Genomic DNA, 13,367 nt, shown 5'->3' with positions numbered 1-13,367 from the left:
CGTATACGATGAGAGACGCAGATCGCAATGAATCCCTCGGAGTGCTTTTCGGCACCGGCCGCGGATGGACCAAGGAGCAACAATGAACGCACCGTCTCGGGGCCGGATGGAGTCCGGTGGCCCGGTCACAGATCGAGAGCGTCGACGAGTCGTGTTCGCGACCGTCGTCGGTACCACCGTCGAGTGGTACGACTTCTTCGTCTATGCCGCGGCGGCCGGGTTGGTGTTCGGCAAACTGTTCTTCGCCCCGGCGGGAGACGGGGTGGCGACCATTCTCTCGTTCCTGACCGTCGGCCTCAGCTTTCTGTTCCGTCCACTCGGCGCGTTCCTCGCCGGACACTACGGAGACAAATACGGGCGGCGGGTTGTCCTGATGGTGACGTTGGTACTGATGGGTGCAGCGACGACACTGGTCGGCTTGCTGCCCACCTATTCCGCCATCGGTGTTGCCGCGCCGATCCTGTTGATTCTTCTGCGCATCCTGCAGGGGATCTCGGCCGGCGGTGAGTGGGGCGGTGCCGTGCTGATGGCCGTCGAACATGCCCCGGAAGACAAGCGTGGAATCTTCGGAGCTGCACCACAAGTGGGTGTACCCCTGGGATTGCTGCTCGCTTCCGGCGTGATGGCCCTGATGACGATCGTTGCTCCCGGTGAAGCCTTCGAGCAGTGGGGCTGGCGCGTACCGTTCTTGCTGTCGATCGTGTTGATTCTCATCGGGCACTACATTCGCCGACGCGTCGAGGAAAGCCCGGTCTTCCTGGAGATCGCGGAACGCAAGGAGCAGACGAAGACGCCGATCGTCGAGCTCTTTCGACACCACTGGAAGCTCGTTATCGTTGCGGCGCTGGTGTTCGCCGGCAACAGTGCAGTCGGCTACATGACCACCGGTGGCTACATTCAGAACTACGCCACCAACCCGAGCGGCCCGGTCGGCCTCGACCGCGGTCCCGTTCTGTGGGCCGTCGCGGGCTCCGCGCTGAGCTGGATGATATTCACGTGGCTCGGCGCGTGGGTGAGTGACCGCGTAGGGCGTAGAACGGCCTACCTCATCGGCTGGGTATTACTTCTGGCTGCATTGATTCCACTGTTCACGCTGGTGGAAGCGGGAAACATCTGGGTGCTGCTACTCGGGTTGGTGTTGCTGACGGTGGGTCTCGGCTTCACCTACGGTCCGCAAGCGGCCTTGTACGCGGAGTTGTTTCCCGCATCCGTCAGGTTCTCCGGTGTATCGATCTCCTACGCGATCGGCGCTATCGTCGGCGGCGCATTCGCCCCGATGATTGCCGCCGCACTGGTTCGCGCCACCGGTTCCACCACAGCGGTCACCGTCTATCTGGCGGTCGTCGTTCTCCTCAGTCTCACCGCAACCCTGCTGTTGCGAGACCGTAGCGGTATTCCGCTCGGGCCCGACCACGAACACACGCAATCAGTAAGCCCCATCAGAGGATTGGCACAGGTCTGACAATGCAGTTTCACCACCATGGTTATGTCTCCGGTGACCCACGTATCCAGCACGCGTCGAGCGTCGGTATCGACCGGCCGGACGAGCTTCCGGAGTACGTCGATGTGCTCATCGTCGGCACCGGTCCGGCAGGAATGATGACGGCCGCACAGCTTTCCCAGTTCCCCGACGTGACGACGCGAATCGTCGAGCGGCGCACGGGGCGTCTCGCCATCGGACAGGCGGACGGGATTCAGGCTCGTAGCGTCGAGACCTTCCAGGCGTTCGGATTCGCTGATCGCATCACGGCCGAGGCCTATCGGATCACCGAAATGGCCTTCTGGAAGCCTGATCCCGAGGACGCCTCGAAGATCGTGCGCACCGCGCGCACTCCCGACGATGCGACCGGAATCAGCGAGTTCCCCCATCTGATCGTCAATCAGGCCCGAGTGTTGGACTACTTCGCCGAGGTCATGGCGCTGTCGCCGACTCGGATGAAGCCGGATTTCGGCTACGAATTCTGCACGCTGGAGGTCGGGGAGGGCGACTACCCCGTCACGGTCACGCTCGAGCACACCGGCGGCGATCGAGCGGGGCAGAAACGAACAGTCCACGCCAAGTACGTCGTCGGCTCCGACGGTGCACGCAGCGCAGTGCGCGACACGATCGGGTGCACGCCGGTCGGAGACAAAGCGTTCCATGCCTGGGGTGTGATGGATGTGCTCGCTGTCACCGACTTTCCCGACATCCGCCTCAAGTGCGCCATCCAGTCCGGATCAGGCGGCAGCATTCTGCACATCCCGCGCGAGGGTGGCCACCTGTTCCGCATGTACGTCGACCTCGGTGAAGTCGCCGAGGACGACAACGGCAAGGTGCGCACCACGAGCATCGACCAGATCATCGCGCAGGCGAACGAGATATTGCATCCCTACACCCTGGATGTGAAAAATGTTGCCTGGCACAGTGTTTACGAGGTCGGTCACCGCGTGACCGACCGCTTCGACGATGTGCCGGCCGAGGAGGTCGGGGTGCGTATGCCGCACGTCTTCATCACCGGCGACGCCTGCCACACCCACAGCGCCAAAGCGGGCCAGGGCATGAACGTATCGATGCAGGACGGGTTCAACCTCGGCTGGAAACTCGGACACGTACTCGAAGGCCGCGCGCCCGAGAGCCTGCTCGCGACCTACACCGCCGAACGTCAGGTCATCGCACAGAACCTGATCGACTTCGACAAGCAGTGGTCGGCCATGATGGCAAAGCGCCCGGAGGACTTCGACAACCCATCCGAGCTCGAGGAGTTCTACGTCAAGACCGGAGAATTCCCGGCTGGCTTCATGACCGAGTACCAGCCGTCGATGATCATCGGCGACACCACCCACCAGAATCTGGCCACAGGATTCCCGGTCGGCAAGCGTTTCAAGTCGTCACCGGTGGTGCGAGTATGCGACGCCAACCCGATGCATCTCGGTCACCATCACCGTGCGGACGGGCGCTGGCGAATCTACGTCTTCGCCGATGCGGCAGCCGCCGGCCTGCACTCCAACAGCGACGCGTTGAGCGAATTATCCTCGTGGCTGATGGAGTCGCCCGAGTCGCCGATCGTGCGATACACCCCGCAGGGAACCGATATCGACAGTGCATTCGACGTCAAGGTGATCTATCAGCAGGACCACGCCTCGGTCGACATCGGCGCAGTGAATCCCGCGTATCTCCCCGTCGGGGGACCGTTCGGACTCGTCGACTACGAGAAGGTCTTCGCAACCGATCCGCAGACGGATATCTTCACCGAGCGCGGGATCGACCGCGACGGCGCAATCGTGGTGGTCCGCCCCGATCAGTATGTGGCCCAGGTTCTTCCACTCAGCGCATCCGACGAGCTGGCGACGTTCTTCGCCGGAAACATGCTGCCGCGTAACACGGCCTCCAACCCGAAGGAATTGGTATGACCGATATCGAGAAGAAGCTCCTCGACTCCGTCCCGAACGAACTGTTCATCGGAGGCCACTGGCGCGCGTCGTCCTCGAACACAACTCTGGCGGTGCATGATCCGGCAACGGGGGAGGTCGTTCGTGATATCGCCGACGCCACCCCCGAGGACGGGATGGCTGCACTCGACGCAGCCGTCGCCGCTACCGATTCGTGGGCGTCGACGCCGGGCCGTGAGCGAGCCGAAATTCTGCGGCGTGCTTTCGATCTGGTGCAGGCGCGAAAAGAGGACTTTGCGCTCCTGATGACCATCGAGATGGGCAAACCGCTGGCCGAAGCCAGGGGAGAGGTGGCGTACGGAGGCGAGTTCCTGCGGTGGTTCAGCGAGGAGGCCACCCGTATTCAGGGTCGGTACGGCGCAAACCCCGAGAACACTGGTCGGATGTTCGTCACCCAGCATCCCGTCGGTCCGTGTTTTCTCATTACTCCGTGGAACTTCCCTCTGGCCATGGCAACTCGAAAGATCGCCCCTGCTCTGGCGGCGGGCTGCACGGTGGTGGTCAAACCGGCTGCGCTCACTCCGTTGACGACTCTGCTGCTCGTGAAAATTCTGCAGGAGGCAGGACTGCCCGACGGCGTCGTCAACGTGGTCACCACCTCGTCGTCGTCGGCGGTATCCGGCCCGATCATCGCCGACCCCAGACTGCGAAAGCTCTCGTTCACCGGTTCGACCCCCGTCGGGCAGGCGCTGTTGCGTCAGGCCGCCACCGGGGTTCTCCGAACGTCGATGGAGCTCGGCGGTAACGCCCCGTTCGTGGTGTTCGGTGATGCCGATCTGGGCAAGGCCGTCGACGGAGCAATTGCCGCGAAGTTCCGCAACATCGGTCAGGCCTGCACGGCCGCAAACCGTTTCATCGTGCACAATTCGATCGCAACCGAGTTCGCGCGACGGGTCACCGAACGAGTCGATGCCTTCAGAATCGGACGTGGGACCGAGGACGGGGTGACGATCGGTCCGCTGATCGATGGCAAGGCCGTGGCCAAGGCCGAGGAGTTGGTGACCGATGCCGTGCAGCGCGGCGCAACGATCACCACCGGCGGTGCAGCTCTCGATCGGCCAGGGACCTTCTTCGCCCCGACGGTTCTGACCGACGTGGCACCGGGCAGCGACATTCTCCGCGAGGAGATATTCGGACCGGTACTGGCGATCGCCACCTTCGACACCGACGACGACGCAGTCTCGCTGGCAAACGACACCGAGTACGGGCTCGTTTCCTACGTTTACACCGAGGACTTCCGCCGCGGCCAGCGCATGATCGAGCGTCTGCAGACCGGAATGATGGGCCTGAACGTCGGTGTGGTGTCCAACGCCGCAGCACCGTTCGGCGGTTGGAAGATGTCGGGTCTCGGTCGTGAAGGTGGAGCCGAGGGTATCCACGAGTATCTGCAGACCAAGTACACACTGACACCATCGCCCTTCGCGGACTAGACACGCGTTGTGGGGGTCCGGCGACCCCCACGACGTGGTTTCGCAGTGAGGATCCTGTAACGCGAAGTTCACGGTGTCAGCCAGAGTTCGTAACGCCGAGCACGGATCCTTGTTTCAACGGCTGTAGAACCACGAGCCGCGTCGTTGGGAGGAGGTGGAAAACGATGCACGATCCATGACGCAAGCCCGCCTCTACGTGACACGGCAACGAGCCGTTACCGTGGCTTCATGCCCAAGCTGGTCGACCACGATGAACGCAGGCGAGTCATCGCTGCGGCGACGTGGCGGCTGATCGCGGCCAAGGGTATCGACGCTGCCAACATGCGAGACATCGCCACCGAAGCCGGCTACACCAACGGCGCGCTGAGTCATTACTTCTCGGGCAAGGACGAGATTCTCAGAACCTCGTTCGAGCTCGTGTTCGAGGCGACGAACGCGCGAATCGACGCACGGCTGCGCGACGCGAAAGGTCTCGCCGCGCTGCGCGTCTTCTGCCGGGAGGTCATGCCGACGACCCAGGAGACGCTGCTCGAGGCACGTATTGCGCTCTCGCTGTTTCAGCGCGCGATGTACGACGAGCGGATGGAAGAGATCAACCGTCGGGCGCTGACACAATGGCGTGATCGAATGGCCGGACACCTCGAAGATGCGCGCGCACTGGGCGAGGTCGGCGACATCGACGTCGCGGTCGTCATCGAGCAATTGCTCAGCATGATGATGGGCGTGCAGATCCTCGGTGTTCTCACGCCGTCGGAGAGTTCCGCAAAAACGCAATTGGCGATGGTGGAGAACTTCCTCACGCTGCTGCGTTCGTAGCACCGCAGTTTTTCGCACATCCCCGAAAATCTTCCGCGGTCAGCTCGAAGTGATCTGTACAGCTCACCTTCCTCGGTGTAGCGTTCGTCACATCTTTATTCCTACAACCGTAGAACCAAACCATTCGAGGATTCACTATGCCGACTCTTTCCCCCACCACGATCGATCACCCGCTGGCGCTGCCCTCACCCGAGGAGATCGCAGAAGTTCGTGCCGTCCTCGACGACGCAGGACTACTGGGCGAGAACACCCGATTCGTTTACGTCGGTCTCGAGGAGCCGCTGAAGTCCGAGCTCTACCCTGCGGCGGCCGGCATCGAGCGCCGCTTCCGAGCGCTGCTGCACGACGTGTCCACGCCGAAGGCTGTCGACGTCGTCGTCTCGGTCACCGACCGATCGGTCGTGTCGTCGGTGACCCTCGACGCGATTCGTGACGGTCAGATGCCGGTTCTCGACGAGGAGTTCGGACTCGTCGAAGAAACACTGCGAACGGATCCCGAATGGCTGGCTGCGCTCGAACGCCGTGGCCTCGACGTCGACAATGTTCGAGTCGCCCCCTTGTCCGCCGGCGTGTTCGACTACCCGGACGAGGAAGGTCGACGGATATTGCGCGGCTTGGCATTTCGTCAGGATTACCCGACCGATCATGCCTGGGCGCACCCCATCGACGGATTGGTGGGATTCGTCGACGTCATGAACAAGACGGTCGAGAAGGTGCTCGACATCGGAGTGGTGCCGATCCCCGAAGAGTCCGGTAACTTCAACGACCCCGCGGTCACAGGACCGATGCGCACGACTCAGAAGCCGATCGAGATCACCCAGCCGGAGGGGCCGAGCTTCGCGACCACCGGAAACCTCGTCGAGTGGGAGAAGTGGAGCTTTCGCGTTGGATTCGACGCCCGAGAGGGTCTGGTGCTGCATCAGATCGGATTCGACGACAAGGGTGCGACGAGGCCGATCATCCATCGTGCTTCGATCGCAGAAATGGTTGTCCCGTACGGTGATCCATCTCCGATCCGCTCCTGGCAGAACTACTTCGACACCGGCGAGTACCTCGTCGGCAGGTACGCCAACGCCTTGGAACTAGGGTGTGACTGCGTCGGTGACATCACGTACTTCGACACCGTGATAGCAGACGAGCTCGGTAATCCGCAGACATTGAGAAACGCAGTCTGCATGCACGAAGAGGACTTCGGCATCCTGTGGAAGCACACCGACCTGTGGGCCGGCTCGAGCGAGACCAGGCGTCAACGCAGGCTGGTCATTTCGTTCTTCACGACCATCGGAGATTACGATTACGGCTTCTTCTGGTACCTCTATCTCGACGGCACCATCGAATTCGAGGTCAAGGCAACCGGTGTCGTGTTCACCTCGGGTCACTCCGGCGGCGATTACCCGTACTCGTCGCAGATCGCACCGGGCCTGGGGGCTCCGTGCCATCAACACCTGTTCAGCGCACGGCTCGACATGATGGTCGACGGTGCGGTGAACTCGGTCGAAGAAGTGGAGACCAGACGTGTTCCCATGGGCCCGGACAACCCGCACGGCAATGCTTTTGCTCTCTCGACGACTCCTCTGACGACCGAGGCCGAAGCAGCTCGTCGCGCGAACGGGTCCACAGGACGCGTGTGGCACATCAGTAACCCGGATTCACTCAACCGACTCGGTAAACCGGTCGCGTACGTGCTGCACCCGGAAGGGCAGCCGTTGTTGCTCGCGGACGACAACTCCTCCATCGCCAAGCGTGCCACCTTCGCGACCAAGCACCTCTGGGTCACGCAGTTCGACGCAGCCGAGCGCTACGCGTCGGGGGACTTCGTGAACCAGCATTCCGGCGGAGCAGGCCTGCCCAGTTACGTGGCCGGTAACCGGGACATAGAGGGCAAGGACATCGTCGTGTGGCACACCTTCGGCCTGACCCACTTTCCGCGGCCCGAGGATTGGCCCATCATGCCGGTGGACTACACCGGCTTCAAGCTCAAGCCCGTCGGCTTCTTCGACCGAAACCCGACGCTCGATGTCCCGGCCTCGACGTCGGGCCACTGTGCGCCGTCGAGCACACCGTGCAATTCGACGCAGGAAACTTCCCGTGAGTGACACTCACGACGGAAGGCTGAAGGGCTCTTTCGGCGTGGACTTGTTCGCCGCAGGTCTACTACGAGGTCTCTCCACATGCCGTTCACCATCCGTCGAGGGTGCTCGGGTGATCGAACACCAACCCGGCGAGCTCGCCCAGTGAGCGCGGCCGACGCGCTGATGTCTGTTGGTGCGGTCGGCGCAATCCTCCCTCTGGTGACGCAGCGTGCGATGGCACGATCGATGACGATCGCGCACTGCTCCATGGCCGTCCTGATGGTGGTCATGGTGGTAACCCATGTGCCGCAGTGGATGTACGCGATCGCCGCCCTCGGATTGCTGAGCCAGGCATTCCAGATGGTGGGGTGTACCGCCGCCGGTCGAGCCAGACGACTCTGCACCGTCGACCTCACCGCGATGGGGGCACTGCTGCTGGCGATGCCGAGTTCGGGCACGTCGGCGGTGTCGTCACTGCCGTCACTGGGTCACCAACACGCAGCGAACAGTGCCGGCCTGCCCTGGGGTCCGGTGACAGTGCTCGTATGTTGGCTTGCAGCAACTATTCTCGTGTCGATCTCGGACTGCGGACCGTCGAGAAGGCGAGTTGCAATCAGTTCGGTGCTGATGATCATCGGGATGACACCGATGGCAGTGTGACGGTGACAACGGTGGCGAACCGCCGACGTCGATCAGACAGTCAACAAGGATTTCACAGCCAGCAAGTCGACCTGACGAATCGTCGGTGGCTCCGCGAGCAGTTCCTGTTGACGTTCGCGGAGCGACTTCACAATGGTGCCGTGAATATGATCCTGGCGTCCGTCCTCGTCCGGGAACGTGTCGTAGATGGCAAAACGGTTGTCGCCCAGTTTGATCGCGTACCACGTCGTTGTCCCGGGCTCGTCGACCGCATGAGCGTGCATGTCGGTCAGCCAGCTTTCGAGAGCATCGACGGTATCCGGCTTCGCGGTGAGTGTGACGAGAAGACCGACGTTGCGTGGTGCGACGCGCATGGTCGTCGGCGGAGCCGGCTTGGGAGCAGTCTTCGCGGCCGGCCGGAATGAAGCGCCGGGGTGGTCGTCCCGTAGCCGCGGCTGGCCCAGCACCAACTCACGCAGAGAGGTCGCCTCGGTGCGGTTGGTGTCGGGGATCAATCCACGACGTCGCAGTTCGGGGGTGATCAGTTCACCGAAGTCGCGGAACGTCTCGAAGTTGGTGACACGCGCGATGTTGAATCCATCGACGTCGGCGATGTCGATCCACTCCTCGAAGTGATCGACGATGGTCTTCGGCGAGCCCACGATGCTGGCACTCATTCCGCCCACGCACAGCCATTCCGCCAATTTTCGGGGCGTCCATACCAATTCACTGTCGACCCGAGTGAGCATGTCACTGAATGCGCGGATTCCGTCGCCCCGGAACTGATCCAGCGGTTTGTCGGGATCGGCTCCGGCGAGGTCTACCCCGGTCCATCCGCCCCACAGTGCCAGCGCGGCGTCGACCTGCGCGTGCTTCTGCACCTGAAGAAGCTTCTCGTGAGCGGCCTCGTCGGTCTCGGCGACGATGGGAGTGAGCATCATGATGATCTTGAGGCTCCGCGGATCACGACCCTGCTCGGCGGCCAACATGCGGTACTGATCGACGATGGGGCGAACATCGTGGGGATTGACTCCCACGAGGAACACTGCTTCGGCATGCTTTGCCGCGAACTTACGGCCCCGTGCCGACGCCCCGGCTTGGAACAGGAACGGCGTTCGCTGCGGTGACGGTTCGCCGAGATGTGCACCGGGAACGGTGAAGTACTTGCCGGTGTGGTCGATGTCGTGCACCTTGGACGGCTCGGTGTAGACGCCACGAGCGCGGTCGCGCACCACCGCGTCCTCTTCCCACGAGCCCTCCCACAGCTTGTAGCAGACCTCCATGAACTCGTCGGCGATCTCGTAGCGCTCGTCATGCGAGATCTGCTGCGTCAGTCCGAGATTGACCGCCGCACTCTGCTGATACGACGTCACGACATTCCACGCGACTCGGCCCTTGGTGAGGTGGTCGAGCGTCGTCATCGTCTTGGCGAACTTGTACGGCAGCTCGTACGTGGACGAGACCGTGGCACCGTAGCTCAACGTCTTCGTCGCCGCCGCCATGGTGGAAATGGTCAACAGGGGATCGGCCACCGGTGCCTGCGCGGCTGTGCGTAACGCAGCGTCTCGGTTGCCGCCGTACACGTCGTAGAAGCCGAGGACATCGGCGAGGAACAGGATGTCGAAGCCCGCAGACTCCAGCGTCTGCGCCAATTCGACCCAGTACTCGATGTCGGTGTATCGGTGGGTCTGATCATCGGCGTCGGTCCACATGCCGGGGTTCTGGTGCACGACGCACGCCATATCGAATGCGCTCAGTACCAGCTGCTTACGGGCGTTGTCGGGTCCTGCGTTCATGTACGGCTCTTTCGATCGGTGTGTCGGGTACGAGGTCGGTCCTGCTGCATCTGCAGGGAACTGCCGCTTCAGACTTTGGCGGCGATGACGTCGAACGGTTGCACCGAGGGCGCTCCGTCCAGTAGCTCGTCGGACAATCTCGTCAGTACCGGATGTGTGTCGGTGGCCGATCTGTCCGAATATTCGGAAGAGTCGAAGATCCCGAACTCGGTGTTGGTGATTCGGTACGCGTACCACGTGGCGGTCTTCGGATCCCGCGCCACGGCCCCCAGAGCTTCCCCGAGAATGGCAGCGACCTCGTCCTGCTTTCCCTCTTTCGCCACGAGATGAATCAGTGTGCCGTTGTTGAGCGCCATCTGACGTGTATGTCCTCCCTGTTGGGGCAGACCCACGTCCACCACGAATCGAGCATTGTCATCGAAGTTAACCCGTCCGCGTCTCGGTAGCGACGGTTCCGATCATGCTGATTCGAAGGCTGGCCATCCAACCGTCGGCAAGGCAGAAGAGGTGATCCATTCACCGGTGTGGAGCGCAAACGCCACTGGTGACCTGGCCAGGTCGGCTCACGCGACGGCGGGGCTACTCTCGGCCTGTCGAACGCGCGTCGTGATTCGTCTGTGCAGTGCGAGTGCGCGGTCGACCGCCTGCCAGAACAATATTCCGACGACGATCGACAGAACGAATGCCAGTATCGGATGGTCGTCGCGTAGTGGCAGGTAGACCTGGAAGTGAGTCAGGTAGATGTAGAGCGAGGCGCTCGCCAACACTCCTGCCACCCGGCTCGGCATCCTGGGGAATGGAATGGACGACAGCCATACCAGCATGCACAGACCGCCGGCGACGATGACTTCTCGTTGTGTGTCGCCGAAGAAGAACCCGGGCACAGTGCCTACGACGGCCGCCGTCACACACAATCGCTGCCGAACTGTGCTGGCCTGCGCCGCAGCCCAACCCAACGCGAACAACCAGAAGACGACCGACGCGGTCAGAATGCGGTTGGGGCCGTCGTCGATGTCGATAAGGCCGTAGCGGGTGACGAGTCCGAGGCCCACGAGTCCCATCGGGAACCAGAACGGGTGACTGCGCTCGAGACCATCGAGAATCGGGACGAAAAGAAGAGCAGCAACGGCGAGAACGATGTAGACGATCGCTTCGACGAACCAGTACCGCCATTCTGCAGACCAGCCGTCCGGACCGAGAATTCCGTTGAGCAGAAACGCGCTGGTGATTCGATAATCCCCGGTGAGAGCAATCACCGATCCGATCCACAGCATGCTGGGAACGGCAATTCGGGCGACGCTTCGCAATACCCGCCGAATCCGCTCGTTGCGTTCGGCTGCGCCGAGGTGAAAGCGGGCGAAGTTGTAGCCGGCAATTGCGAGCAGTACGTGTGCTCCGCCGAGCACCGCGAACAGGTGAATGTGTGAGCCCACGATGAGAACGATCGCCAGGGCGCGCAGCAGGACGTTCGTCTCCACTCGGCACCAACCGCGGCGCGTGCGCGCGCCACGGTTCAACTCTCGCACCGGTGTGGTGTGCCAGTTCTCGGGGAGACAGCCCAGCATGGCCTCCAATCGGATGGACATACGAACGTACGACAGAGAGTCTCCGCCCGAGCTGACGAACGTACTGTCATCGTCCACCTGGGGGCAGTGCAGTATTTCGGTGAACAGCGCCTTCACATCAGCGGTAGTCGACACGGCGTGCGGCGGGTCGAGTCGGTCTCGGGCCGCGATGTCCGCAACGGCTCGCAGATCGGGTTTTCCGGTGGGCGTTCTCGGCAGCTCGTCGACGAGACACACTCGGACCGCGGCAACGGGGAGACCGCTGCTCCGAGCGGCCCTGCGGCGGATCTCGTCGATATCACCACTTTCCACGTCTCCGCTTTCCACGACTCCGCTTTCCACGAGTCCGCTTTCCACGACGACGACCAGCTCGTCGACCCCACCGGTGCTGCACGCCGTCAGCCCGTGCTGCGCGAGCGAGGACTCGACGCGCTGCAGGTCGATCCGCAAGCCGAACACCTTGGTGAATCGACTTCGGCGCCCCACCACCTCGTAGAAGCCGTCATTCGTGAGCCGCGCGAGGTCGCCGGTGTGCAGTTCACCTGCGAGGAGGTCACCGAGGCAGAGGTCGTCGGGGCTCTCTGCGTACCCGAGCATGACGTTGGGTCCGGAGTAGACGAGTTCGCCTGTTCCGCTGGGGGAGTCGGCGACTGCCTCCAGGCGGAAGTATCCCCCGGGAATCGGACGACCGATGGTGTGGGGGTGGGTGGCGGCGAGTTCGGAGGGTAGATAAGCCATTCGAGCGGTTGCCTCGGTCTGCCCGTACATGACGAACAAGTCCCATCCCCGACGTCGGCCCAGCTCGACGTACTTTCGCACGCGGTCCGGCGGCATCTTGCCTCCGGCCTGCGTGATGTATCGCAGGTAGGGCAGATCCAGCTGTTCGAACCCCATCCGGTCGAGCAGCTCGAAGGTGTACGGCACGCCGGCGAACGTCGTTCCGCGCTGTGTCCGCACGAGGTTCCAGAAGTCGGGATCGGTGACGGAACAATCGGTCAGAATCAACGCGGCACCGCGGAGAAGGTGGCTGTTGACGACCGACAGTCCGTAGCAATAGTGCAGGGGCAGCGTCGTGATCGCGCGGTCGGTGGCGCGAATGTCGAGGTACTCGGCGATGGACTCGGCGTTGGCCTGCACGTTCGTGTGCGAAAGACGGACGAGTTTGGGAGATCCGGTGGAGCCGGAGGTGCTGAGCAGCAACGCAAGGTCGGGGTGCAATCGATGTCCGAGCCGTCGGTCGGGTTTGTCGATCACAGTTCGGCCGTCGACGGTTCGCACCACCACATCGGGGTGGTAGGCGGCGATCAGACCGTCGAGGTGGCCGGAAGTGTCGCCCGGGGCGAGCAGCACCGGGTGGCCGGCCCGCAATGCCGCCAGATAGGTGACGATCACCTCGATGGTGTTGGAACCGGCGATCAGCACGAGACATCGCGCCGAACCCAGTTCCGATGCCCGTTGTTCGACGCGTTCGTGCAGCTCACGGTAGGTGACTGTGTCGTGGGACGCGATGAGAGCCGGTCGATCACCGAAGCTGCCGAGGTCGCGCGCGAAGCGCACGCCGGGGTGATCGACGTCGGTCGTCTCGCTGAGCACCGACGAAGTGTATATAAGGGATGCCGA

Annotated in this window: 8 protein-coding genes and 1 pseudogene; 6 read left to right on the top strand and 3 right to left on the bottom strand. The window is 62.7% G+C overall.

Going from position 1 to position 13,367, the window contains the following annotated elements; translation table 11 throughout:
* Positions 1-106: 106 nt before the first annotated feature.
* The 6 genes from ACIGGF_RS19795 (at position 107) to ACIGGF_RS19770 (ending at position 8,407) form a co-directional block, all read left to right on the top strand.
* A complete protein-coding gene (locus ACIGGF_RS19795; RefSeq protein ID WP_397522910.1) occupies positions 107-1,462 on the top strand; it encodes an MFS transporter in 1,356 nt (451 codons plus the stop codon).
* Between the two features lie 2 nt (positions 1,463-1,464).
* On the top strand, positions 1,465-3,390 hold the full coding sequence (locus tag ACIGGF_RS19790) for an FAD-binding monooxygenase (protein WP_397522867.1): 1,926 nt from the start codon (positions 1,465-1,467) through the stop codon (positions 3,388-3,390).
* Positions 3,387-4,859: an NAD-dependent succinate-semialdehyde dehydrogenase gene (locus ACIGGF_RS19785; RefSeq protein WP_397522866.1), complete on the top strand. Its 1,473-nt coding sequence runs from the start codon at positions 3,387-3,389 to the stop codon at positions 4,857-4,859. The genes ACIGGF_RS19790 and ACIGGF_RS19785 overlap by 4 nt, the downstream gene beginning before the upstream one ends.
* A 228-nt stretch (positions 4,860-5,087) precedes the next feature.
* Positions 5,088-5,675 (top strand): TetR/AcrR family transcriptional regulator, encoded by a 588-nt coding sequence (locus ACIGGF_RS19780; RefSeq protein ID WP_397522865.1) that lies wholly within the window; start codon positions 5,088-5,090, stop codon positions 5,673-5,675.
* 137 nt (positions 5,676-5,812) lie between these two features.
* On the top strand, positions 5,813-7,771 hold the full coding sequence (locus ACIGGF_RS19775; RefSeq protein WP_397522864.1) for a primary-amine oxidase: 1,959 nt from the start codon (positions 5,813-5,815) through the stop codon (positions 7,769-7,771).
* A gap of 138 nt (positions 7,772-7,909) precedes the next feature.
* Positions 7,910-8,407 (top strand): hypothetical protein, encoded by a 498-nt coding sequence (locus ACIGGF_RS19770; protein ID WP_397522863.1) that lies wholly within the window; start codon positions 7,910-7,912, stop codon positions 8,405-8,407.
* A gap of 389 nt (positions 8,408-8,796) precedes the next feature.
* Here the strand turns inward: ACIGGF_RS19770 and ACIGGF_RS19765 are convergent.
* From ACIGGF_RS19765 to ACIGGF_RS19755, 3 genes and pseudogenes are all read right to left on the bottom strand, one after another.
* Positions 8,797-10,182 (bottom strand): annotated as a pseudogene (locus ACIGGF_RS19765) (LLM class flavin-dependent oxidoreductase); the annotation flags it as partial.
* 68 nt (positions 10,183-10,250) lie between these two features.
* Positions 10,251-10,538, bottom strand: coding sequence for a hypothetical protein (locus ACIGGF_RS19760; protein WP_397522862.1), 288 nt, complete (start codon positions 10,536-10,538; stop codon positions 10,251-10,253).
* 207 nt (positions 10,539-10,745) lie between these two features.
* Positions 10,746-13,340, bottom strand: a complete 2,595-nt coding sequence (locus tag ACIGGF_RS19755; RefSeq protein ID WP_397522861.1) for an AMP-binding protein — start codon at positions 13,338-13,340, stop codon at positions 10,746-10,748.
* Positions 13,341-13,367 lie beyond the last annotated feature (27 nt).

Origin of the sequence: Rhodococcus sp. NPDC078407, assembly GCF_044542515.1 — a bacterium.
Lineage (GTDB): Bacteria > Actinomycetota > Actinomycetes > Mycobacteriales > Mycobacteriaceae > Rhodococcoides.
This window is presented reverse-complemented; position numbering and strand designations above follow the sequence as displayed.

Excerpts from the sequence above, each read along its gene's own strand:
- ACIGGF_RS19785 (WP_397522866.1), top strand. The coding sequence starts at position 3,387 with ATGACCGATATCGAGAAGAAGCTCCTCGACTCCGTCCCGAACGAACTG.
- ACIGGF_RS19790 (WP_397522867.1), top strand. The coding sequence starts at position 1,465 with ATGCAGTTTCACCACCATGGTTATGTCTCCGGTGACCCACGTATCCAG.
- ACIGGF_RS19775 (WP_397522864.1), top strand. The coding sequence starts at position 5,813 with ATGCCGACTCTTTCCCCCACCACGATCGATCACCCGCTGGCGCTGCCC.
- ACIGGF_RS19780 (WP_397522865.1), top strand. The coding sequence starts at position 5,088 with ATGCCCAAGCTGGTCGACCACGATGAACGCAGGCGAGTCATCGCTGCG.
- ACIGGF_RS19795 (WP_397522910.1), top strand. The coding sequence starts at position 107 with ATGGAGTCCGGTGGCCCGGTCACAGATCGAGAGCGTCGACGAGTCGTG.
- ACIGGF_RS19760 (WP_397522862.1), bottom strand. The coding sequence starts at position 10,538 with ATGGCGCTCAACAACGGCACACTGATTCATCTCGTGGCGAAAGAGGGA.